At 56.6% G+C, this 23,854-nt stretch carries 20 protein-coding genes; 7 read left to right on the top strand and 13 right to left on the bottom strand.

What is annotated here, in order from left to right:
• Window positions 1–155: 155 nt before the first annotated feature.
• Both pnp and ACQZ51_RS00245 read left to right on the top strand, forming a co-directional pair.
• The gene (gene pnp, locus ACQZ51_RS00250; protein ID WP_448774388.1) at window positions 156–2,294 is read left to right on the top strand and encodes a polyribonucleotide nucleotidyltransferase; all 2,139 of its coding nucleotides are present in this window, start codon (window positions 156–158) and stop codon (window positions 2,292–2,294) included.
• Window positions 2,295–2,372: 78 nt separating this feature from the next.
• A complete protein-coding gene (locus tag ACQZ51_RS00245; protein WP_448774387.1) occupies window positions 2,373–3,392 on the top strand; it encodes a class I SAM-dependent methyltransferase in 1,020 nt (339 codons plus the stop codon).
• On the opposite strand, the gene ACQZ51_RS00240 is transcribed toward ACQZ51_RS00245, so the two are convergent.
• Complete coding sequence (locus ACQZ51_RS00240) at window positions 3,393–4,337, bottom strand: AEC family transporter (protein WP_448774385.1); 945 nt, start codon at window positions 4,335–4,337, stop codon at window positions 3,393–3,395.
• Window positions 4,338–4,645: 308 nt separating this feature from the next.
• On the opposite strand from ACQZ51_RS00240, the gene ACQZ51_RS00235 reads away from it, so the two are divergent.
• Window positions 4,646–5,638 carry an adenosine kinase gene (locus ACQZ51_RS00235; protein WP_448774383.1) on the top strand — a complete coding sequence of 331 codons (993 nt, stop codon included), beginning with the start codon at window positions 4,646–4,648 and terminating at the stop codon, window positions 5,636–5,638.
• Between the two features lie 23 nt (window positions 5,639–5,661).
• Here the strand turns inward: ACQZ51_RS00235 and ACQZ51_RS00230 are convergent, their stop codons facing one another.
• Window positions 5,662–6,198, bottom strand: a complete 537-nt coding sequence (locus tag ACQZ51_RS00230) for an SH3 domain-containing protein (protein ID WP_448774381.1) — start codon at window positions 6,196–6,198, stop codon at window positions 5,662–5,664.
• A gap of 184 nt (window positions 6,199–6,382) precedes the next feature.
• On the opposite strand from ACQZ51_RS00230, the gene ACQZ51_RS00225 reads away from it, so the two are divergent.
• Window positions 6,383–7,387 carry a 2-hydroxyacid dehydrogenase gene (locus ACQZ51_RS00225; protein WP_448774379.1) on the top strand — a complete coding sequence of 335 codons (1,005 nt, stop codon included), beginning with the start codon at window positions 6,383–6,385 and terminating at the stop codon, window positions 7,385–7,387.
• Here ACQZ51_RS00225 and ACQZ51_RS00220 read toward each other — a convergent pair.
• The 7 genes from ACQZ51_RS00220 to ACQZ51_RS00190 all read right to left on the bottom strand — a co-directional run bounded on the left by ACQZ51_RS00220 (window position 7,384) and on the right by ACQZ51_RS00190 (window position 13,536).
• The gene (locus ACQZ51_RS00220; protein WP_448774378.1) at window positions 7,384–7,866 is read right to left on the bottom strand and encodes a GNAT family N-acetyltransferase; all 483 of its coding nucleotides are present in this window, start codon (window positions 7,864–7,866) and stop codon (window positions 7,384–7,386) included. The genes ACQZ51_RS00225 and ACQZ51_RS00220 overlap by 4 nt on opposite strands.
• Complete coding sequence (locus tag ACQZ51_RS00215; protein WP_448774377.1) at window positions 7,863–8,624, bottom strand: molybdopterin-synthase adenylyltransferase MoeB; 762 nt, start codon at window positions 8,622–8,624, stop codon at window positions 7,863–7,865. The genes ACQZ51_RS00220 and ACQZ51_RS00215 overlap by 4 nt, the downstream gene beginning before the upstream one ends.
• 40 nt (window positions 8,625–8,664) lie before the next feature.
• Complete coding sequence (recF, locus tag ACQZ51_RS00210; RefSeq protein WP_448774376.1) at window positions 8,665–9,789, bottom strand: DNA replication/repair protein RecF; 1,125 nt, start codon at window positions 9,787–9,789, stop codon at window positions 8,665–8,667.
• A 101-nt stretch (window positions 9,790–9,890) separates the two neighbouring features.
• Complete coding sequence (locus tag ACQZ51_RS00205; protein ID WP_448774374.1) at window positions 9,891–10,520, bottom strand: nucleoside triphosphate hydrolase; 630 nt, start codon at window positions 10,518–10,520, stop codon at window positions 9,891–9,893.
• On the bottom strand, window positions 10,517–11,311 hold the full coding sequence (locus ACQZ51_RS00200) for an ATP-binding cassette domain-containing protein (protein WP_448774373.1): 795 nt from the start codon (window positions 11,309–11,311) through the stop codon (window positions 10,517–10,519). Before ACQZ51_RS00200 ends, ACQZ51_RS00205 begins: the two co-directional genes overlap by 4 nt.
• Window positions 11,311–12,375 carry an ABC transporter permease gene (locus ACQZ51_RS00195; protein ID WP_448774372.1) on the bottom strand — a complete coding sequence of 355 codons (1,065 nt, stop codon included), beginning with the start codon at window positions 12,373–12,375 and terminating at the stop codon, window positions 11,311–11,313. Before ACQZ51_RS00195 ends, ACQZ51_RS00200 begins: the two co-directional genes overlap by 1 nt.
• 138 nt (window positions 12,376–12,513) lie before the next feature.
• The gene (locus ACQZ51_RS00190) at window positions 12,514–13,536 is read right to left on the bottom strand and encodes a substrate-binding domain-containing protein (protein ID WP_448774371.1); all 1,023 of its coding nucleotides are present in this window, start codon (window positions 13,534–13,536) and stop codon (window positions 12,514–12,516) included.
• Window positions 13,537–13,809: 273 nt separating this feature from the next.
• On the opposite strand from ACQZ51_RS00190, the gene ACQZ51_RS00185 reads away from it, so the two are divergent.
• The 3 genes from ACQZ51_RS00185 to ACQZ51_RS00175 all read left to right on the top strand — a co-directional run bounded on the left by ACQZ51_RS00185 (window position 13,810) and on the right by ACQZ51_RS00175 (window position 20,659).
• The gene (locus ACQZ51_RS00185; protein WP_448774370.1) at window positions 13,810–15,042 is read left to right on the top strand and encodes an ROK family transcriptional regulator; all 1,233 of its coding nucleotides are present in this window, start codon (window positions 13,810–13,812) and stop codon (window positions 15,040–15,042) included.
• Between the two features lie 699 nt (window positions 15,043–15,741).
• Window positions 15,742–19,737: an amino acid adenylation domain-containing protein gene (locus ACQZ51_RS00180; protein WP_448774369.1), complete on the top strand. Its 3,996-nt coding sequence runs from the start codon at window positions 15,742–15,744 to the stop codon at window positions 19,735–19,737.
• A gap of 343 nt (window positions 19,738–20,080) precedes the next feature.
• Complete coding sequence (locus ACQZ51_RS00175; RefSeq protein WP_448774367.1) at window positions 20,081–20,659, top strand: hypothetical protein; 579 nt, start codon at window positions 20,081–20,083, stop codon at window positions 20,657–20,659.
• Between the two features lie 4 nt (window positions 20,660–20,663).
• Here the strand turns inward: ACQZ51_RS00175 and ACQZ51_RS00170 are convergent, their stop codons facing one another.
• From ACQZ51_RS00170 to ACQZ51_RS00155, 4 genes are all read right to left on the bottom strand, one after another.
• Window positions 20,664–21,203: a hypothetical protein gene (locus ACQZ51_RS00170; RefSeq protein ID WP_448774366.1), complete on the bottom strand. Its 540-nt coding sequence runs from the start codon at window positions 21,201–21,203 to the stop codon at window positions 20,664–20,666.
• Window positions 21,204–21,321: 118 nt separating this feature from the next.
• A complete protein-coding gene (locus ACQZ51_RS00165) occupies window positions 21,322–22,383 on the bottom strand; it encodes a neurotransmitter-gated ion-channel ligand-binding protein (protein WP_448774364.1) in 1,062 nt (353 codons plus the stop codon).
• Window positions 22,380–23,492 (bottom strand): cache domain-containing protein, encoded by a 1,113-nt coding sequence (locus ACQZ51_RS00160; RefSeq protein WP_448774363.1) that lies wholly within the window; start codon window positions 23,490–23,492, stop codon window positions 22,380–22,382. The genes ACQZ51_RS00165 and ACQZ51_RS00160 overlap by 4 nt, the downstream gene beginning before the upstream one ends.
• Entirely contained in the window at window positions 23,489–23,680 is a 192-nt protein-coding gene (locus ACQZ51_RS00155; protein WP_448774361.1) for a hypothetical protein, read from the bottom strand. The genes ACQZ51_RS00160 and ACQZ51_RS00155 overlap by 4 nt, the downstream gene beginning before the upstream one ends.
• Window positions 23,681–23,854 lie beyond the last annotated feature (174 nt).

The raw sequence follows: 23,854 nt of genomic DNA, 5'->3' as shown, positions 1-23,854 counted from the left end.
GGCAGGATTGCCGGATGCTTTTGCAGCGCTTGACGCGTTGCCGTATGTCTTCAAAGACATTCGCGTTTAAGCCTCCCGCTGTCTTGCCCGTGACGTGTTAAAGCCGCCGCGTTTTCCTTTGCTGTGAGAACCGAGGCTACATTTGAGGACAAGAAATGTTCAATCAACATTCCGTCGAAATCGAGTGGGCAGGCCGCCCGCTTAGACTTGAAACAGGCAAGGTTGCCCGTCAGGCCGATGGTGCGGTTATCGCAACCTACGGCGAGACCATGGTTCTTGCGACCGTTGTTTCTGCAAAGTCTCCTAAGCCCGGTCAGGATTTCTTCCCGCTGACCGTCAACTACCAGGAAAAGACATACGCAGCCGGCAAGATCCCCGGTGGCTATTTCAAGCGCGAAGGTCGTCCTTCTGAAAAGGAAACTCTGGTTTCCCGCCTGATCGACCGCCCGATCCGCCCGCTGTTTCCTGAAGGCTACAAGAACGACACACAGGTTGTCGTCACTGTCATTCAGCACGATCTCGAAAATGACCCGGACGTGTTGTCGATGGTTGCAGCCTCTGCTGCGCTGACACTGTCCGGCGTTCCTTTCATGGGCCCCGTCGGCGGCGCGCGCGTTGGCTACATCAACGGCGAGTATGTTCTGAACCCGCATCTCGACGAGATGGACGAATCGGTTCTGGATCTGGTTGTTGCCGGTACGCAGGACGCCGTCCTGATGGTGGAATCCGAAGCCAAGGAACTCAACGAAGAGATCATGCTCGGCGCTGTGATGTTCGGTCATCGCGGTTTCCAGCCTGTGATCGATGCGATCATCAAGCTGGCTGAAGTTGCTGCCAAGGAACCACGCGAATTCGAACCGGAAGATTTCTCCGCTCTCGAAGCTGAAATGCTCGGCCTGGCCGAAGCTGAACTGCGCGACGCCTACAAGATCACTGAAAAGGCTGCACGTTACGCAGCTGTTGACGTCGTCAAGGGCAAGGTCAAGGCTCACTTCTTCCCAGAAGGCGAAGAGCCAAAGTACACCAACGAAGTTATCGGCGCTGTCTTCAAGCACCTGCAGGCGAAGATCGTTCGCTGGAACATTCTGGACACCAAGAGCCGCATCGACGGCCGTGACCTGTCCACGGTTCGCCCAATCGTTTCTGAAGTTGGCTTGCTGCCACGCACCCACGGTTCGGCGCTGTTCACACGCGGCGAAACACAGGCCATCGTTGTTGCCACACTCGGCACCGGCGAAGACGAGCAGTATGTGGACAGCCTGACGGGCATGTACAAGGAACGCTTCCTTCTGCATTACAACTTCCCTCCCTACTCGGTTGGTGAAACAGGCCGCATGGGCTCCCCAGGCCGCCGCGAAATCGGCCACGGCAAGCTCGCTTGGCGCGCTATCCGCCCGATGTTGCCATCGGTCGAACAGTTCCCTTACACGCTGCGCGTCGTCTCCGAGATCACCGAGTCCAACGGCTCGTCCTCGATGGCAACCGTTTGCGGCACATCGCTTGCGCTGATGGATGCAGGCGTTCCGCTTGCCAAGCCAGTGGCCGGTATTGCCATGGGCCTCATCCTTGAAGGCGAACGCTTCGCCGTTCTGTCCGACATCCTGGGTGATGAAGATCACCTCGGCGATATGGACTTCAAGGTTGCCGGTACAGCTGACGGCATCACCTCGCTGCAGATGGACATCAAGATCGCCGGTATCACCGAAGAGATCATGAAGGTCGCTCTGGAGCAGGCAAAGGGCGGTCGTACGCACATTCTCGGCGAAATGGCCAATGCCATCACCGAAGGACGTTCGCAGCTCGGCGAGTTTGCACCACGCATCGAAGTCATGAACATTCCGGTCGACAAGATCCGTGAAGTCATCGGCTCCGGCGGCAAGGTCATCCGCGAAATCGTTGAAAAGACAGGCGCCAAGATCAACATCGAAGACGATGGCACCGTCAAGATCGCTTCGTCTTCCGGCAAGGAAATCGAAGCAGCTCGCAAGTGGATCCACTCCATCGTGGCAGAGCCTGAAGTTGGCATGATCTACGAAGGCACGGTCGTGAAGACCGCTGACTTCGGCGCATTCGTCAACTTCTTCGGCGCCCGTGACGGTCTGGTTCACATCTCGCAGCTGGCATCCGATCGCGTTGCCAAGACCTCCGACGTCGTCAAAGAAGGCGACAAGGTTTGGGTCAAGCTGATGGGCTTTGACGAGCGTGGAAAGGTTCGCCTGTCCATGAAGGTTGTCGATCAGGCAACCGGCAAGGAAGCCACTGAAAAGAAGAGCGAAGGCGAAGCTGCCGAGTAAGGCTGCATGCGCTAACCGATATCGAGGCGCGGGGCATCTCCCCGCGCCTTTTTTCTATTTGAACTTAGGACCGACCCCATGAGCCGTGACGCTGTCAAAACCCTGTTCCATCCCTTTGCCGCAGACATGTTGGCGATCCCGAAAGCGGGCGAGCGCGTCCTGTTTCTGGGCGCAGAAGCCGATGCGCCGCGTGTGGAAGGGTTTGAGGCCAGTATCACTGCCGTTCAGAACCTTCGCCCGCTCTACCGCGCACTGCATGCGCAAGGCGTCGAAGTTACCCCAGATATTTCCGGCGAAGATTATGATGTCGCACTTCTTATCGGTGGCAAGCACCGTGGCGAAAACGAAAACCGTCTGGCGCAGGCGCTGACGCGCGTCAAGGCCGGCGGCCTTATCGTCGCCGCCGGTTCCAAGGAAGACGGCATCGTCACGCTGCGCAAGACCTTGTCGAAACTCGGCATCGAAGCAGAATCGACGCCGAAATATCACGGCGTCGCCATCTGGTTCCGCCGCCCTGAAGATGTGACTGCGGCTGTTGCCAAGCTCCAGCAGGGTGCTGTGACCGTCGATAGTCGCTTTACAGCCATGCCCGGCATGTTCTCGCACGACCGCGTCGATGGCGGCTCGGAGCTTCTGGCATCGCGCATGCCAACGGATTTCGATGGCAACGCCGCCGATTACGGCGCAGGCTGGGGCTATCTCTCCGTCATGCTGGCTGAAAAATCCCCACGCACGGCCCGTATCGATCTCTTCGAAGCGGACTGGAACGCGCTGGAATTTGCCAAGACCAACATGCTGGAAAACTGCCCGCGTTTGACAACGCGCTTCTTCTGGCAGGATCTGGTGGCAGAGCCGCCGAAGGAAAAATACGATCTCATCATCATGAACCCGCCCTTCCACGCCAATGGGCAGGCGTCAGAGCCAGCTCTCGGCCAGGCCATGATCAAGACAGCGGCCACCGCACTTCGCAGCGGCGGAAAGCTGCTGATGGTCGCCAATCGCGGCATGCCTTACGAGACGGTGCTCTCCACCGAGTTCCGCTCCAGCCAGGAAGTGTGCCGCAATTCGCGCTTCAAAGTTTTGAGCGCACAGAAGTAATCAGCTCAAGAGCCACGCCCAGAACGACACGGTCAGCACACCAAACAGGGTGGAAATGCTGATCGTGGAGGCGGCAATGCTGTGGCCAATGCCAAAGCGGTTGGCCAGCAGCCAGGAATTGATACCCGTCGGCACGCAGGATGTGAGAACCAGCGCCGCAGTCCATGCGGGGCTCAGGCCCAGCGCGTGGGCCATCAGCCACACACAGGCTGGCATCAGGATCAGTTTGAGAGCGGTCATCGTCATCGCGACGCGCAGATTGCCGCGAATGGGGTATTTCGTCAGCGCCATGCCCAACGAAATCAACGCCGCAGGCCCTGCCATACCGGCAATCTGATCGATCACCGTCGTCATCACCTCAGGCATCGCGAAACCTGTCATATTGAAGCTCAGCCCCAGCACAAGCGCAATCACCAGCGGGTTCTGCGCGAGGTTTCGCCCCACCTGCTTCAACACGGCAAATGCACTGCGCTTTTCTCCGCCAATCACCTTGTGCGTGGCATTTTCCATCAAAATTGTGCCCGCAATCATCATGATCGGCAGATGCACGACAAGCAGGATGGAGATGGCCACGATGCCATCGCTGCCGATGGAGCGACCGACCAGCGGCAGACCGATAAAGATATTGTTGGCGAAGGCGGATGAAATACCGGCGATCACGCTGATCCGCAGGTCTTGCTTAAACACATGGCGCGTGACCAGCTGCCCCGCCGCCCAGGTAATGGCAACGCCAAAGAAATAGGTAATCCAGAGTTTGAAGGGTGATGCGCCGTGAAAATCAGCCGTGGCAAGGGTTCGAAAGATCAGCGTGGGCACGGCGACCTTGAACACGAAGTCACTCAGAACATCGCTCGCATCCGCCTTGAACAGCTTCACCTTCACCGTCATCCAGCCAATGAGAATGAGAAGAAAGATTGGCGCGACATTGATGGCGACAGCATACATTGCGGAGGTACTTTCGCAGGCCCTTACAGAAGGCTTCCGGTCTAGCGCATCTGTCGTAAGCTAACAACGCTAGCGGTCTGCACAAAAGAAAAAAGCGGGGTCAGCCCCGCTTTCATCCGCTTGCCCCACCAGTACATCCGTGGTGACGCAATGCGCATTCTATAACAATTCACTATGACAGACACATGACGCGTACTCTTTTCTCGCTCAAGATGATGGCACACGGTTTTGGCTTTTCTTGACGGTAAAATTCTTTAAGACCGGATGGTATATAACGCATCCAAAGATGCATCCCGGACAAGAGGCCCATGACAAAATTCGACGTACTGACAGTTGGCAATGCCATTGTGGATATCATTTCCCGCTGTGATGATGGGTTTCTCAATGAGAACGCAATCACCAAGGGCGCGATGAACCTCATCGACGCCGAGCGTGCCGAACTGCTCTATTCCCTGATGGGACCGGCGCTTGAAGCATCGGGCGGTAGTGCCGGTAACACGGCGGCGGGCATCGCCAATTTCGGCGGACGTGCGGCCTATTTCGGCAAGGTGGCCGAAGACCAGCTTGGCGAGATTTTCCAGCACGATATCCGCGCCCAGGGCGTTCACTTCGAAACCAAACCGCAAGGCACATTCCCTCCTACGGCCCGCTCCATGATCTTCGTCACCGAAGATGGCGAACGTTCGATGAACACCTATCTGGGTGCCTGCGTGGAACTTGGCCCTGAAGATGTGGAGCCATCCGTCGTTGCGGAATCGCAGGTCACCTATTTCGAGGGTTACCTGTGGGATCCGCCACGCGCCAAGGATGCCATCCGTGATTGCGCCCGCATTGCCCACGAAAATGGCCGCGAAGTGTCCATGACACTCTCCGACAGTTTCTGCGTTGGCCGTTACCGTGAAGAGTTTCTGGAGCTGATGCGCTCCGGCACCGTCGATATCGTCTTCGCCAACAAGCAGGAAGCGCTCTCGCTCTATGAGACTGACGATTTCGAGCTGGCGCTGACCAAGATTGCCGCCGATTGCAAGATCGCTGCCGTGACCATGAGCGAAGAAGGTGCCACCATTGTTCGTGGCACCGAGCGCGTGAAGGTTGAGGCCTACCCTGTCTTCGACGTGGTGGACACGACGGGTGCAGGCGATCTTTTTGCCTCGGGCTTTCTTTATGGTTACACGCAGGGCCGTTCGCTGGAAGATAGCGGCAAGCTTGGATGCCTCGCGGCCGCAGCCGTCATCCAGCAGATTGGGCCCCGCCCCATGTCTTCATTGAAGGCGCTGGCAGAGAAGCACGGCCTTATCTAAGGCCGTTAAAGGAGCGCCTTCAGCTACTTGAAGGCTTCTCCGGGGTACGCACCCCATATTTCCCCCTGAGACACCCAGCCGGTCACCTGACCGGCCTGCGCCTTGCACCAGTCGCCATTGCATTCGCCAATGCTGATCTGGACGCCGGGCTCGAGCTTGGCGACAACAGGCGCACCCGACTGTGACTCGCGGCGCATGTTCACATAAACGTCCTTGCCTTTGCCACGCATCCACGGTGCTGCAAGGGCCGTTCTCTCACCAGAGAGCAGCGCCTGGTTGACCCAGCCTTCCGTGCCATCGGCATCGCGAATGCGCCGCCAGTTTTCATATTCCTGAATGATTTCCACCGGCATGCCGGACCTCATATACATCCAAGACACAGCATAATCGGTGCTGGGGCCGATGCGCATGTTGACGCGTCTTGATTTGAGGCTGACAAAGCGTGGCAACGGCAGGCCGCTTGCACCCTTGGCGGCACCTTGTGCCAAAACGGGCGCGCTTGCAGCGTCGAGAAAACCCAGCGACAATGCAATGCAGACAGTAAAGACAACGCTACGCATGCCGGTTTCCGTTTCCTAGCAGTTCAATAATCAAGCAGACGAACGAGACGACCATTATGAAAGTCGACACCAGCAACATGCGAGATTTGTTTGTCTTCGCCGGTGGGTCTGGTAGAAACGCCCGTGACAAACTAAATTATCGCTCTTTTTGGTTAACGACCTCTGAACAAGGTACCTGCTGACAATGACGAATAAGAAGAGACCGAGCGTCTATTTGACACGCAAGTTGCCGGATCTGGTCGAAACCCGTATGCGTGAGCTGTTTGATGCGGAATTGAACATCGAAGACGCCCCTCGCAGCAAGGCAGAGCTGATTACCGCCATGCAGAAGGTGGACGTGCTGGTGCCAACCGTCACGGATCGCATCACCGCAGAGATGATCGAACAGGCCGGTCCCCAACTAAAACTGATCGCCGGATTTTCAAACGGTATTGACCATATCGATGTGGATGCCGCGGCCCGCAAAGGCATCACCGTTACCAATACCCCGAATGTTCTGACCGAAGACAGCGCTGATATGACCATGGCTCTGGTTCTGGCCGTACCGCGCCGCTTGGTGGAAGGCACACGCGTTTTGGCCAACGGCTCGGATGAGTGGCGCGGCTGGTCACCCACATGGATGCTGGGCCGCCGTCTCTCGGGCAAGCGCATCGGCATTGTCGGCATGGGCCGCATCGGCACGGCCGTTGCCCGTCGCGCCAAGGCGTTTGGCCTATCGATCCATTATCACAACCGCAAGCGCGTCAACCCGGCCACGGAAGCGGAGCTTGAGGCGACCTATTGGGACAGCCTCGACCAGATGCTGGCTCGCGTGGATATCGTTTCCGTCAATTGCCCGTCAACGCCTGCCACTTACCACCTGATTTCGGCCCGGCATCTGGCACTGATGCAGCCCACGAGCTACATCGTCAACACAGCGCGTGGCGATATTATCGACGAGCCAGCTTTGATCCGGTGCCTGATGGATGGCAAGATTGCCGGTGCGGGACTGGACGTGTTCGAAAACGAACCTGTGGTCAATCCCAAGCTCATCAAGCTCGCCAAAGAGGGCAAGGTGGTGCTGTTGCCGCATATGAGCTCTGCCACCATCGAAGGCCGCATCGACATGGGTGACAAGGTCATCATCAACATCCGCGCTTTTTTTGATGGCCACCGCCCACCAAACCGCGTTCTGCCGGGACGAAGCTAAACGGTTTCAGTCAAGACCTTCATCATCTCGATGGCGGTCACTCTGCTGTAGCCGGGATGGGAATTTTCTGCCGTCCTGACAAAACCCCAGGCAGCGAACCGGCTATGGTTTCCAGTAAGCTCGATGCGGGTTTCAAGCCGCAGCGCCGGGAGCCGAAGATCACGGGCAACCTCCTCGGCTTGTCCCAGCAATGCCGTGCCAACACCCTTACCCTGCGACGAAGGCGAAACGGCAAGCTTGCCGACATAGAGGCTTGCCGTTTCCGGCTTGCAGAAGATGCAGCCCTGCAAATCCTCCCCATCCAGCGCGATGAAGGCGATTTCGTCTCGGGTTTTCTGCGCCAAATTATCCAGCGTCAGCCGATGGGCCGAAGAAGGCGGATCGATCACCCCATCCATATAGGCAAAGGACGACAGGATCAGCGCCAACAAATCCGCATAGCGTGAAAAACCGTCATCGAGCCTGATGATATCGATCATGCTTTGCTGGCCCTGCGTTTGTATCGCATCGTATCGAACCGCGCTGAAAGCGAATCATAGAGCAGCAATCGGCCGATCAACGGCTCACCCGTGCCGGTGACCAGCTTGATTGCCTCCATCGCCATGATTGTGCCAATCACGCCGGTCAGGGCACCAATCACACCCACTTCTGCGCAGGACGGAACGACGCCCTGCGGCGGCGGCATGGGGAAGAGATCTCTGTAGCGTGGAAACAACATCCCGTCGGCACCGGCTTCATAGGGTTTGAGAACTGTCACCGACCCATCGAAGCGCCCGACGGCACCCGTGACCAGCGGAATTTCTGAGGTTTCGGCCGCATCGGCTGCGGCATAGCGCGTATCGAAATTGTCGGAGCCATCGATGACCAGATCAAAGCTTTTCAGATGGTCATGCGCCCAGACGAGTGAAAAACGTTCCTCGAAACTGATGGTTCGCACATGCGGGTTCAGCCGCGCGATGGACCGGCGGGCGCTTTCGGTCTTCAGGTCTCCCAGCGTGCCCGTGTCATGAATGACCTGACGCTGAAGGTTGGACAGCGAGACAACATCGTCATCGATGATACCGAGCGTTCCGACACCCGCAGCCGCCAGATAATACAGCACCGGTGCGCCTAGCCCGCCCGCACCGATGACAAGCACTTTCGCCGCTTTCAGGCGCTGCTGGCCGACGCCGCCGATTTCCGGCAGCAGGATATGGCGCTTGTAACGTTCGATTTCATCTGGCGTTAGGGGGTCCAAAGTGTCGTCTCCCGGCAATCTCAACAGGGTCCAAGAACTATCACCCGATGCGTCCATGGGAAACATCGAAAAACTGCGCCCGGTCGCCAAGCCCTGCAAACATGGCCGCATCGGTGCCGGTCATGAAGCTTTGCCCACCCAGCGCATGGATGAGATCAAACAGAGCTGCGCGCCGTCCCTCATCCAGATGGGCAGCAATTTCATCCAGCAGCAGCACCGGCGCATGGCCTGTCATATTCGCGGTGAGTTGCGCATGGGCCAGAACAAGGCCAACGAGGAGCGCCTTCTGCTCGCCCGTTGAGCAGCGCCCGGCATCCATGTCCTTTTCCGCATGGCGCACGAACAGATCGGCCCGGTGCGGACCTTCCAGCGTGCGCCCGGCGCTAGCATCGCGGTAGCGATTATCCTTCAGCGCCGCCAGATATTCGTCTTCCAGATCAACCGCGGGCCGGTGAAACTGGCCATCCATGAAGCCTGACAGCGTCAGCGATGCAGTCGGGAAATTCGTGTCATCGCTGCGGCTGTCGATCAGCGCCGTCAGCAAGCCCAGCATTTCGTGGCGGGCCACGGCCATGGAAATGCCAAGCTCGGCCATCTGCTTCTCGATGCCCTCCAGCCAGACCGGATCGAACCGGCCATCCGACAAAAGCCTGTTGCGACCGCGCATCGCTTTTTCAAAATCACTGGCCCTGCGGCCATGGCCGGGGTCCAGCGACAGCACCAGCCGATCGAGAAAGCGGCGGCGGTCGGATGAGGAGCCGGTAAAAAGTCCATCCATGGAGGGCGTCAGCCACAGCACACGCAGATGATCAGTCAACTCGTCTACAGATCTGACCGACGTGCCGTTCAAACGCAGGCGGCGCGCCAAGGTCTCGCCCTCGCCTTCCAGCCCGGTGCCGATGGCCACCTCGCCATCCATCCCGCTCACTTCAGCGAAGATGGAAAAGCCCGCGCTTTGCGCGCCCACCCGCGTGACATCGGAAAGCGTGGCACGCCGCAACCCACGGCCCGGCGACAAAAAGGAAATGGCTTCCAGAAGATTGGTCTTGCCCGACCCATTATCGCCTGTCAGAACCACATGCCGGTCATCAAGGCGCAGCGAGACCTCCGCGTAATTGCGAAACTCGGTCAGTGTCAGCCGGGAGAGGAAAACCTTGGCAGTCATGCCGCATCCAGAATCGTCATGGGATCATGACCTACAACATGCGGCTCAAAATCGGAATGGATTTTCAGACAAACCGCATATTGCTGCAGGCTTTGACGCTGCTATTCCCAGATATCGATGCTGATATCGGCGCGAACGGAGTTCTCCACCACACGCTTGCCGTTTGGCAGGTCGTTGTCATAGAGCTTGGCCTTGATGCCAGCCTCATCAAGCCCGTAGCCGACCCAGCGGTCGCGCAGACGCTGCTCGAGAACCTCGACGGTGGGACCAACGAAAAGGGTAAAATCGTAGCTGTCTTTCAGCTTTGCCCAAGGCTCTTCATTGAGGAGGAGATAATTGCCTTCCACCAGAATGAACCGCGTTTCAGGCGAAACGGCCCTTGCAGAGGCGATGGCGATTTCCCGCGAACGGTCAAACACCGGAACCAGAACCTCCTGGTCCGCTCTGCGAACCGCTGCCAGAATATCTGAGAAGCCGCGCACATCGAATGTCTCAGGCGCGCCTTTGCGGGCCAGCAATCCGCGATGTTGCAGAATGCCGTTATCCATATGAAACCCGTCCATGGGCAGGACTTCGGCTTTTTCGCCGCGTCGGATCAATTCGCCATGCAGCGCATCTGCCAGCGTGGACTTGCCGGCCCCTGGGGGACCGGCAATGGCAACCATGAAGCGGGATGCGTCTGACGCGCGCTGGATGATGTCATCAGCCAGCGCATCAAGTGTCATCGTCATGCGGCAAGTATCTCTTTCGGCGGTTCTTTCGCGCCTGTCATGAAGGCAACCGCGTCGGACATGGTGTATTCCTTCGGGTTGATGACGCACAGGCGCTTGCCAAGCCGGTGGATGTGAATGCGGTCTGCAACCTCGAACACATGCGGCATGTTGTGCGAAATCAGCACGATCGGCATTCCGCGAGAGCGGACGTCGAGAATAAGCTCCAGCACGCGCCGGCTTTCCTTCACGCCCAGCGCCGCCGTTGGTTCGTCGAGAATGACGACTTTGGAGCCGAAGGCTGCCGCTCTTGCCACGGCAACGCCCTGACGCTGGCCACCAGAGAGCGTTTCCACCGACTGGTTGATGTTCTGAATGGTCATCAGGCCCAGTTCAGACAGCTTGCTGCGGGCAAACTTGTCCATGGCAGCATGGTCGAGCTTGCGGAAAACCGAGCCCAAGATGCCGGGCTTTCTCAGCTCACGTCCCAGGAACATGTTGTCGGTAATCGACAAAGCGGGCGACAGCGCGAGGTTCTGATAGACCGTCTCGATGCCAGCATCGCGGGCTTCGAGCGGCGTCTTGAACTGAACGACTTCGCCATCCAGCCTGATCTCGCCTTCGTCTGGGCGCACCGCGCCTGAAAGAGCCTTGATCAGCGAGGACTTGCCCGCGCCGTTATCGCCGATCACGGCAAGGATTTCGCCCGGATAGAGATCGAAATCCGCATGGTCGAGGGCGGTCACGCGGCCATAACGCTTGACGAGACCATGAGCGGAAAGAATGGGTTTCCTTTTGTAATCAACGGTCATCACACGCCTGCCTTTCGGATCCACTGGTCAATTGCGACGGCGGCGATAATCAGCCAGCCTGTCAACATGACTTTCCATTGGGGGTCTGCACCCAGCATATTGAGGCCCATGGACACAACACCCACCAGCATCGCGCCAAACAGCGTGCCGAGGATGGAGCCACGCCCGCCAAACAGCGAGATGCCGCCAATCACCGTTGCCGTGATGGCTTGGAGATTATAGTCGGTCACGGCAGCGGACGGCGAAATCGAGCCGTTACGGCCAATGGCCACCCAGGCAGCAAAGGCTGCGATAATGCCGGCAACCGTGTAGACGCTGAGAAGGACTTTGCGGGTCTGAATACCGGACAGCTTTGCTGCTTCAGGATCGTCACCCACGGCATAGACGTGGCGGCCCCAGGCGGTGTGGTTGAGAATATACCACAGCAGAGCGACAAGCAGGACCATGGCGATAACGCCGAGCGTCAGGATGGCGCTGCCGATACGGAAATTGGTGGCGAAAATCTGGAGAAGCGGTGCATTCGCCGCAACATCCGTATCGCGGATGGTCTCGTTGGCCGAATAGATGAAATTCGTCGCCATGACGATGTTCCATGAGCCCAGCGTCACGATGAACGGCGGCAACTTGACCACGGAAACCAGAAAGCCGTTGAAGAAGCCACACAATCCGCCAACCACGAAGCCCGCCAGAACGGCAACGCCGCTCGGCAATCCGTAGTTTACGGCCACATTACCCATCACCACCGATGAGATCACCATGACAACGCCGATCGACAAATCGATACCGGCGGTCAGAATGATCAGCGTCTGGGCTGAGCCGAGAATGCCGACAACGGCAATCTGCTGCAGAATCAGCGTCAACGTGTAGGATGAAAAGAAACGTCCGCCGATGGTCAGACCGAAAATGGCGATCGACATCACCAGAACGATCAGCGGCACAGCCGCGGGCGTCGAATGCAGAAAATGCTGCGCGCGTTTCAACGGTGAAATTTTTTGCTGTTCGAACGACGCGACATTCTTGTCGCTGCCATCAAGCACTCGCTCGAATTCCTGTATTCCGCTCATGTTTCCTCCTCCCGCTCGCCAGCGTCTGCCCGCTGCGGGGCTCGATCCTTAGCCGGATAATCTGACTGCGAAAACTTATGGGCAAAGCCAGCCGGAACGCGGGTTCCGGCTGGCCTGGTTTTGTCAAAGGTTAAGGGATCAGCCCCAGCACTTGGCAAGGCCTTCCTTGACGCTGATCGAAGGTACGCCTTCAACCGGCTTGTCGGTTACGAGCGAAACGCCCGTGTCGAAGAAGGACTTGCCTTCGGTTGGCTTTGGCTTTTCGCCGGTGTCAGCGAACTTCTTGATCGCTTCCACGCCAAGCGCTGCCATCATCAGCGGGTACTGCTGCGATGTTGCGCCGATGACGCCATCCTGAACAGACTTCACGCCTGGGCAACCGCCGTCAACGGAAACGATCAGCACGTTCGTTTCCATGCCAACAGCTTTGAGTGCCTGGTAGGCACCGACAGCAGCCGGTTCATTGATAGTGTGGATGACGTTGATGCCTGGATCCTTCTGGAGAAGGTTTTCCATGGCCTTGCGGCCGCCTTCTTCATTGCCGTTGGTCACATCGTGGCCAACAATGCGTGGATCGTTTTCGTCACCGATCTTGTTCGGGTCTTTCGGGTCGATGCCGTAGCCGATCATGAAGCCCTGGTCGCGCAGAACGTCAACGCTTGGCTGGTCTGGCGTCAGATCGAGGAAGCCAACCTTGGCGTCCTTTGCGGCGTCGCCCATCGTGCCCTTGGCCCACTGGCCAATCAGCTTGCCGGCAAGCAGGTTGTCGGTTGCGAATGTTGCGTCAGCGGAATCGACAGGGTCAAGTGGTGTGTCGAGCGCGATAACGAGAAGGCCTGCTTCGCGGGCTTTCTTGATGGTCGGCACAATGCCCTTGGTGTCGGATGCGGTAATCAGAATGCCCTTGGCGCCATCGGCGATGCAGGATTCGATAGCAGCAACCTGGCTTTCGGAATCACCGTCGATCTTGCCGGCGTAGGACTTCAGCTTCACGCCAACTTCCTTGGCCTTGGCCGTTGCGCCTTCCTTCATCTTGACGAAGAAGGGGTTGGTATCTGTTTTCGTGATGAGGCAAACCGACGTATCGGCAGCCGAAGCGACGGACCCAAAGGAAACGCCGAGCGCGAGCGCGCCGAGAATGGCGGAAACAGTGCTTTTCATGTAGTCCTCCCGATGATGAGACAAGTGCTTCCTGTTGAAGCGACTGTTGCGACCCTTCTCCTCCAAGAGCGGGGCCACTGCGACAGATGGAAACACCAAAACAATCCTCTGTCAATAAATAAATCCAATTGAATTATTAATTCTTTGTGGCATTTTATGAATTCCGCATCTAGGGAAATTTGGTGGGAGGACGCCCTATTTCCAGACAAAACAAGGATGTGGAGAGCATATGCAGCCGGCGAAAAACCATTGCCGGCCGGGAGGGAATGCCACATGAAACGCGAAAGCGAGCCGCTGCAGCAACCAGCAGCAACTGCACCGGATTTGAGCGGAGGTGCCAACCAGGTCCGTGTGCGCGCTTATAATGAACGTCTGGTCCTGTCGCTGGTGCGGCGACACAGCGGCATGTCCAAGGCCGAGATTGCGCGCCGCAGCGGCCTGTCGGCCCAGACCGTGTCCGTCATCATGCGCTCGCTGGAAAGCGACGGGCTTCTTATCAGAGGCGAGCCCCTTCGCGGCAAGGTTGGCCAGCCATCCACGCCCATGCGGCTTAACCCCGACGCGGTGCTTTCCTTCGGTGTGAAAATCGGCCGTCGCAGTGTCGATCTCGTGCTGATGGATTTTGTCGGGCGCATCCGGCTGAAACTTCGCAACACCTATCCCTATCCCATGCCAGAATGGATCCTGCCCTTCGTCATCAATGGCATGGCAGAGCTGGAAGCGCGGCTGACACCTGAAATGCGCGAGAGAATTGCAGGGATCGGCATTGCTGCACCCTTTGAAATGTGGAGCTGGGCGGCAGAGGTGGGCGCGCCGCAACAGGAAATGGACCGCTGGCGCGGGTTCGATCTGCGCGCCGAAATTGCCGCCAAGGTCAGCTATCCGGTATTCCTCCAAAATGACGCGACCAGCGCCTGCGGCGCCGAACTTGTCTTTGGCCTTGGCCAGCAATATCCCGATTTTCTCTATGTCTTCATCGGCTCCTTCATCGGCGGCGGCGTCGTCTTGAATTCAGCGCTGTTTTCCGGGCGAACGGGTGCAGCCGGTGCCATCGGCCCCCTGCCCGTTCAGGGCCGGGATGGCTCCACCGTACCCCTGCTCAAGATCGCCTCGATCTTCGTTCTGGAAGACATGCTGCGCGAAAACCATATCGACCCCAAGCCGCTCTGGTTTTCGCCCGATGATTGGGTGGATTTCGGTGAGCCTCTGGAACGCTGGATACAGAACACTGCCGCAGCGCTGGCCCAAGCCGTGCTCGCCGCCGCCTCGATCATCGATTTCGCATCCGTCATCATCGATGGCGGCTTTCCCGCTTGGGTGCGCGAACGCATCACCTCCGCCACCAAGAAAGCACTGGACTTGCACGATCTTCAGGGCGTATCGGTCCCCGAAATCATGGAAGGCTCCGTCGGCAGCCAGGCCCGCGCCATAGGCGGCGCCAGCCTGCCGCTCTTCTCACGCTACCTGCTGGACCAGAACGTGCTGTTCAAGGAAACGACCGGGTGAGCCCGGTGAGCAAGGAAAGATCCATGCGCACGCGCTTTATTGCCGCATGGCCTTCAACATACGGCTATCCAACCTCGACTACGACCTAAGAAATCACTGCTTGCAGCTGGCCATGTGTGAATGGCGCATCACTGACCATTCCCTCTCCCGCAAGAGATGCCAGTCAACGCGTCACGGGCTACTAGCAGCATCCTTCGGTAGAATGGCAAGTGCCACAAGCCTGCGGTAGGCCAGGCACGCAGGGTGCATCGACGCAACGCCTGTTCAGGCAATTTCCATCGCACATTGCGTCGCACAAAAAATCACCCGTAATGTTCGAGATCATCTTTTATAACACTAATGATTGCATTTTTATGAAATGCGTTTCTTGCTGGAAACTTGCGAAAACGCAAATAATCTATCTCGTTTCGTTGCGAGATCTTCCCTTGATTACGAGGGTTTAGGCTTAACTCCGGCCTTACATGTCAACGGTAAACTCTGAATGGTATATTATATTAATGCACCGATGGCTTGTAAATTAACACGGCCTCTGTAGGTTGCATCGCAGCAAAGTGAGTTGGACCGTCCACCCCTCCACTCTGCAAATTACAAAAAATCAAAGCACCTGCACAGCAGCATTGGCGCGAGCTCAATGCCGTTTTGCGCACGTGCGAGTGTAGCACAGTTCTTTCGCCTACTCGCGTTTTTGAGGGTTAATTGATGGATATGCACTTTGAATCTCATCCACTATCGGTTGCGCAAACAGGCATGTGGGTGAAAGAGAAATTGTCGCCACCGGATCTGAGTTTTGTGCTCGCTGAGGCTCTGGAAATCCATGGACCCGTTTCACCGGAGATTTTTTGCAAGGCTCTGGGGCGGTTGAGTGAAGAGATCGAAGCGACGCGTCTCCAGATTGTGGAAATCGACGGAAAGCCTCGACAGGTCATTACCCCATATGTAGGGCGAGATTTCGAAGTCCTTGATTTCAGCAGTGATGGTACACCACTGGAAAGTGCATACGCATGGATGCGCTCGGAGTTGGCAGGCTTCCTTGATCTGGAGCAAGATGATCTCTGGTCAAGTGTCCTTCTCAAAATTCAGGACGATCACTGGATTTGGTATCACAGGGTTCACCATATTCTGTTCGACGGCTTCTCCGGTGGATTGCTCGCGCGTCGCCAGGCTCAGATTTACACATCGATGGTCCGTGGCGAAGCCATTGCGGAATGCGACTTCGGATCGATTTTCGAACTCCTGGAAAGTGAAGATAATTATCGCCGTTCTGTGCATTTCGAACGTGACCGAAGCTACTGGCTTGAGCAACTGAAGGGAATTTCGCCGCCAGTCACGCTGGCCAGGCGAGCCGAGGCTCCTTCCGGCGGCCTGTTGAGATTGCGTACGACGGTTGGTCACGATGACGTCAAACGGTTGCAACACAAGGCGAAAGAGCTCGGGGCGAGCCTACCGCAAGCGTTGATCGCAACTGTTGCAGCCTATTACGCCCGTGCGACCGATTGTTATGATCTGACGATGGTCACGATGGTCACGGGACGCATCAGTGGAGCCGTGCGCCGAATACCCGGCATGGTGGCCAATGCAGTCCCACTCCGTTTCAAGATCACGCCGGAACTTTCATGGCAGGACATGGTCAAACAATCGTCCGGTCAGATGATGCGCGCTCTGCGTTACCAGAGATATCGCTATGAAGACATGCGGCGCGATCTCGATTTCGCCGGCCAGGATCAGCAGATCGCACGTCTGGGTGTCAACATCGAGCCTTTTGACTACGATCTTAGGTTTGATGGACATGCCGTGACTGCGCACAATCTGTCGAACGGCACCATGACAGATTTCACGATCTTCGCTTATGATCGTGGCGATGGTGGCGATCTGCACATCGATTTTGATGCAAATCCAGCGCTCTATACTCTTGAGGAACTGGAGGAGCACAAAGACCGGTTCCTACAATTGATTTCCACTATACTTGCCAAACCGGACAGGCCCGTCTGCGATATCTCACTGCTTTCAGCAAGCGAACACCAACGCATTGTATATGATTGGAATGAAACCGAGGCGCCAGCTGAGGATATCACTTGGCTCGACTTGTTCGACAGGCAGGTTAAGCGGCAGCCAGATGCAGCAGCGGTTATCTTGGAGGGCCGAGAGCTCACCTACAAGGAGCTGGATAAAGCTTCCGATGACCTGGCCGCGATATTGAGAGAATGCGGTGTCGAACGTGGGCACCTGGTAGCAATTGCAACGCCTCGAAACGAGCAGATGCTTGTAGCGCTCATGGCGGTTGCAAAAACGGGTGCTGCTTATCTGCCGCTTGATCCCTCCGATCCGAGCGACCGCCTATCGAAGATCCTTGAAGACGCAGCGCCGAGCCTCGTTCTGTCAACATCCGCTGCTCGTGTTTCGCTTCCTGTTACTGCCGCACCCATCATGCTGTTGGACGGAATGCCTGAGCCTGTTTCAAGCGAAAGGATTGCTACACGCCCCGGACCGCAAGACACAGCCTATGTGATTTTCACCTCCGGCTCGACAGGGCGCCCGAAGGGCGTTGAGATCTCCCACGCATCCAAACTCAACTTTTTACAAGCCATGCAGGAGTTGCTCGCACTCACGCCGCAAGACCGCATCGCCGCCGTCACGACGATTGCGTTTGACATTGCTGTCCTCGAACTCTTTCTGCCACTGACAACGGGCGCGGCCACGGTCATTGCCACACGCTGCGTGGTGAAAGATCCTACAGCGCTCTGCCGCCTGATAAAAAGCAACGCAGTCACGCTCATGCAGGCAACACCATCATTGTGGCGCATGCTGTTGAGCGAATTTCCCGCACAACTGAGAGGCCTGCGTCCGCTTGTTGGCGGCGAAGCTTTGCCGCGTGATCTGGCGCGTTTGATGGAAAAACTGGGACACCCGGTTGTTAATCTCTATGGTCCCACAGAAACGACGGTCTGGTCTGCTTGCATGCCACTGACTGGCGCTGATCTGGACAGCGTTCCAATCGGCAGGCCGATCCGAAATACACAGCTTTATGTGCTGGACAAGATGGGCCGACCTGTTCCTCCGGGCAGTGTGGGAGAGCTGTATATTGGAGGCGCTGGCGTTGCGAAGGGCTATCTCAACAACCCCGATCTGACGGCCGAACGTTTTCTGCCGAACCCATTCAAGACAGGCTTGGAACGCATCTATCGCACCGGCGACCTGGCACAGTGGCGCAGCGATGGGGTAATCGAGTATCTCGGGCGAAACGACAACCAAATCAAAATCCGTGGTTTTCGTGTCGAACCTGGCGAGATCGAGGCTGCGATCATGTCGGAGGGTACGGTGCTCCAGACTGTGGTCGTTTTGCGAGAGACATCGGGCAAAAACAAACAGTTGGTGGCATATCTCGCGCCCTTGCCTGGCGAGACGGTCGACACCGAGCACCTCGCCAATCGTCTCGCCGGAGTCCTTTCGCCGCATATGGTGCCTGCGATCTATGTCGTCCTGAAAGAGCTTCCGTTGAATACCAATGGAAAGATTGATCGCAACGCCCTTCCGCCACCACCGAAGGCACGGGTTTCACACAACCATGTTGCACCCAGCACCCCCACGGAAACTTTGCTGGCTAAACTTTGGTGCGACGTGCTCGAACTGGAGACCGTGAGCATCCATGATGATTTCTTCCAATTGGGAGGAGACTCCCTCGCGGCAGCGTCCATGCTGTCGGCTTTAAGCCGAAGGTTCGATGGAGATATCGCGTGGACAAGCTTTGTGGATACGCCGACCATTGCCACTTTTGCAAAGCATATTGATGGCCCGCGTCAGCAAAAGGCGTCAATGGCCCCCGTTCTGCCCATCCGCGCTAAGGGAGAGCACTCACCCTTGTTTTGCATCCATCCCGTCATGGGGCTCGGTTTGGCTTTCACGTCAATGAGCCAGTATATTCATGAGGACATACCCATTTTTGCCTTGCAGGCAGACGGGCTTAACAACAACGTTGAGATGCCAGCATCAATTGAAGATATGGCGCGGCTCTATCTCAGCCGAATTCGCGAGATTCAACCTGAAGGGCCTTACAATATTATTGGCTGGTCTTTTGGTGGACTGGTTGCACACGAGATTTCGAGGCAATTGGAGAAAAATGGGAGTGAAGTCGCTTTTCTCGCTCTTCTAGACTCCTACCCGTTCATGCCACCTTCGGGTGCCGTGTTTAACGACGAAAGCGTGCTTGCCAAAGCCGCCCTTAGCTTTCTTGGTTTCGATGAGAACATCATTGGAGAGACACCTGCATTCGCAGCTCTGAGCGAGTTTTTAACGCAGCAATACGGGCTTCGCGAAAACGTGTTTTTCAAGGAAGTGTTGCGGCAGGACCCGGCATTTCTGGAGCGTCTGCACAGCGTCATTCTTCACCACCTGGACCTCGCGCAACGTTTCGTTCCCGGCAGCATCAATGCCGATATACGTTTCTTCAGCGCAACCGCAACACCGTCGGAGACGCTTCACAAAATTCTGAATTACAGTGTGGAAGCATGGCATCCCTATACAACTGGTGATGTCTATCCGTACGAACTTGACTGCTCTCATGAAGATATGCTCGAGCAACGCAATGCAGAAAAAATTGCGTCCGTGTTCATGCATCATACCTTAAGGGAAATGTCTCATCTCCTGCGAATTCGGGGAGACGACCAAACCAGCAACCTGGCATTGCCTATGCTGTATTGATCGATAGAACCAGACAGGATCAGATCGTCAACTCGATCAACACGGGATCGAGTTGCCCATCGCATGGGTAACCCTGAACCTCGGCGACGCTGGACAGGGGAACCTTGCGCGACCAAACCGTAGACGGACGCGGCTCCTGTCCAGCGCCCGCGCGACCGCTTCAGGGTCAATCCCACACATGCATCCGGCTTTGACGGCCCCTCCCCACCGATCGGAGCCCGTCGCTGTTCATTTTAACCAGACACACTGGACATTGTTGTTCAGAGCTCAGTTGCTGCCGGAACAGCTATGCCAGCTATCTCGCGATTTCATGCAGTGTCGTTTTGAGTGACGGCTCGCCTGAATGAGATATATCATCGATAAGATAGATCGGAGACCCCGGCACGGGCTCCTCCTTCTCCAAAGTGAACTTGACTTTGCTGACATCACTGGCCCCGCTGTCAGCGCCAAAGCAGGCCTTTGCTTTGAAGGCAACTGTGATCTCGAACTTGGCGTTCTTTTTCTTGGTAGGGCCGTAGACGATGTTCTGCAAAGGACAATTATCCTGACCGCCTATGATCGGGTCCCAATCAATCATCAACTCATGACGCCGTTCATTTGTCTTGAGCAGAGCGGTTGCGAAAGTCTTCGTGAAGTCCTCACTAAAGAAACGAAGAAGCATGTTGGCCGAGAAATATTCCTGTTGGACATATTTGCCGTCGACGGGATCAGCGGAATTATGCGCAGCCATCTCGATAAGAACGCGAACGGTATCAACGGGTTCGTCAGCTCTCGCCGGGGAGTGCGCGAGCAATGGCAGGGCGACGAGCAGGCAACGGAGTTTGATCATATGACAGGGTCCAGTTCGGTTCATGAAGAGGTGTTGGCGCCAGACGCAGGTGGTAAGGACCTTCCGCATGTGCGCGCGCCGGAATGCGCATGAAAATCTAGTGTTTACGCGTCAGCACTTCGAAGTGGCCGATGGTCGTGAGGTTCTCCTCCAGACCTCTTTCCTTGTTGATCTTCATCTGCTCATCGCCCCAGGCCTGCACCAATGATGCAAGCCGGGCATCCTTGTGCTTCAGCAGCGTTGAGAGCGAATAGGTCTTTTCACATCGATGTTGGCAATTGAAATGCAGAACGCCAATCGCCTCGATTTTTCCGTCCGTGGAAATAAAGATTGCACCACGCTCCGTCGCGCTCTGGTGCCGGACCGCGGAAAACCTCAGCAGACCATTCATGACTTTTACCACGTCGTCCGGCGCACCGCTCAAGACCTCCTGGACGGCTTCGGCAGCGTCTTGTCTCTGTCCAAGCCAGGCCACTTTTTTCTTGTCGAGAAAACTGCGAAGGGCGGGCTCGAAGGATTTAGCCCAGACCAACTGGTTGGTGTTGGTGCACCCCGCGATTGACGACATCTCGCATGGGGATGCCGCATAGGCCTTGGAGGCAAAGATCATACATAGAAGTAACGCAATGAACCGCATGCTAATCTCCTGACATTGGGTCGAAAGGGCCGGACGCCCGGTGAGGATTGGATGATCCTCCCGTGCCGGGAGTTGGTCATTTTGGCATCCGCCGATGGTTTGAAGCGGTGGCGCAGCATCAGGCAAGCGCCCTCAAAATGGTTCCGACGCAGATCGTCGCGAATATGCCCGGCACGATATAGCGGACGTAGCGTCGTGCCTCTTCTGAGAGATAGGGGTAGGCCGTCTTGAACGGCAATTTGCCGCTCTCCAATATCAGATCGGCCATCAATGCGAGTATGAGATAGAAATAGCCGAGTGAGATCATGAAGGCGATCGGTGAACTCACCGACATGCTGCCGGGAAAGCTCGCCTCGAAGGTAAAGCTCAGGGCCGCAAGGGCCAGCAGGGCGGAATATGTGACCCCCGGTATATCTTTGACAAAGCCCCGTGGCGCCCACAACACAAACAGCGATACACTGAGAACAGCGATAAACGGAACGAATATCCGAAGCACATAGCGCGACCAGTCGCGGCTGACGATCGCCGTCGCATTCACCCGCATGAAGGGTTTGGAGTTCCAGCCGTAAAACTGCTCAAGGGAAAACTCAAGCCGGCCCGGTGTCCAGTCGGAATCCGTCAGGCTTTGGGCCAGTGCGGACAGCTCTCGGTCCCTGTCATCTACGATAAAGATCACCTCATCGGCTGCATGTAGACGAGACGTCAACGGAAAGACAAGCTGCTGGGTATCAAAAGGGAATGCCGAAAGTTCGATCAGCGCACGAAAATCCGCATCGAGTTTCCGAATCAGCATGACATCGCCATTGGCAAAAACGGATAGGGATGCCGCGTCGATGCGCGCGACACTGATCTGGTTCTCAAGCGCAACCGTTGGGCTCCACATGTTGCTTAGTTTTTCGGTGGCCTGTCCTTCGGTGAAATCCTTGCGCCCCGCGCCATATTGCACAGGGTCAAATCGCAGCGACGGATCGTTCCAGCGCTGCGTGAGTTCGACAACAGCCGACATCAGGCCAGTCGTCACTTCAATCTTCGACACATCAAGGACACGGAACGCAATATGCACGCGCACGGGCAACGGAATGGATTGCGGAAGCGTCGTATCGGCTTTGCTGGTTCCGCCGTAAAACATGGAACCGAGGATCAATGCGATCAGCAGCTTAGGAAACCAGAACTGTCTCATCCCACTGGCCCCCGCGTATCGAGTGCCTCATGTCGTTTTGCGCGCAGATTTTCGATCCGCGCATGAAGATTGCGGTATTCGCGCAGCTTGCTTGACGGAGGCGAAAGAGGCTCGGCGTCATCGGCAACGCAACAGGTCGCAAGGTCATTCAGAGGACGGATGACGAAGGCGCGGATGGTGATCATAAACACCGGGAAAACAATCAGAAAACCGCAAATGGAGATTGCCCAGATGGTTACGAGCGAGCGTGAAAGATGGCTTTCCAACTTCGAAAAATCACGCGCAATCACGATTGTTCCGATAAGGTTGCCGCTATAGTCCAGCAGGGGCCTGCCCATGACCCCGAAGATACGTTCGTCGGTTGAATATCGGGTCAGATGCGGTGCACGGGATAGCCGGACTGGATTTGCCTGTTGCAGGTTACCGAAGAAAGAGGCGTCTGTCGCCGCTTCGATGGACAGGCCGGCTTTGCCGTCAACTTTCGTTCCGTCTTCCCGCAAGGCGGCAGCAGGATCGAGGAAAAGCGCGTAGTCCGCACCGGTCGCCGCCTTGGCGAGGTGCAGGAGCGAGGTGAGATCGACGCCGATTTCAACAGTGCCCGCGAAGCCTTGCGTTGAATCGATCGCCGACACGGCCCGCAGTGACAAGCCTTTCACTCCAAGTTCCAGCCCTTTCTGGGTCCGCTTGTTGTGATTCACCGCAATAATCATCGGTCGAAACTTCGACAGGTCCTGCCCGAAATTGTCCGGTTCCCATACCCGCAGAAACGATTTCATATCAGCAGTATGGAAGTGCATGACATCGATGCCACCGCCGGCATTCAAACGTGCAAAAAGTGGCGCGCTATAGTCTAGCAAGGCTTGGCGGTCGCCCGACTTGACCATCTCGGCGACGCGCGCGTCCGCGGCGATCGCTTCGGAATGGGTTGCGGACAGCTTGGCTGCCTGCTCCATCGCGGTCGACAGCACTGTCGAAGCGTCCTCAATCTGGGCAAATTCGGCTTCGTTTAAAAGCGCGCGTTGACTATATTGCGTGACCATACCGCCGATAAAGAGAATGACGGCAATCAAAAACGCCGAAATCAAGGACAAGGCCGTATCCAGCTTCATGCCAACCTTGCCTCTTCAAAAGAAACATTCATCCCGTCAAGGGCTTTTTCGAGCGCCTTATCGACACAAATCATTCGAAGACCCGACTGGCTGTCGAATTCAGCCTGAACGTCTTGCGCCATCGCCGCAGACGACATCAGCAAGGCTGTGGCGCAGCCTGCGCGCAGCCGACAAAGAATTGATTTCATGATGTTTCCCCAAGAACCCGACTTCACATAGCGACTGGGGAAAGTCATGATCAACAGAAGAAACAAGCTGTGGGTTGATGCACCCAAAATTGAGTCACGGGGATGACGCAGCGGCGTGGCGGTGCGACACTGGTTTGGTAGGGCGCCAGGCTTTGAGTCGACCGACCCAGGACT

It is taken from the genome of Agrobacterium sp. CG674 (assembly GCF_053521645.1).
This window is presented reverse-complemented; position numbering and strand designations above follow the sequence as displayed.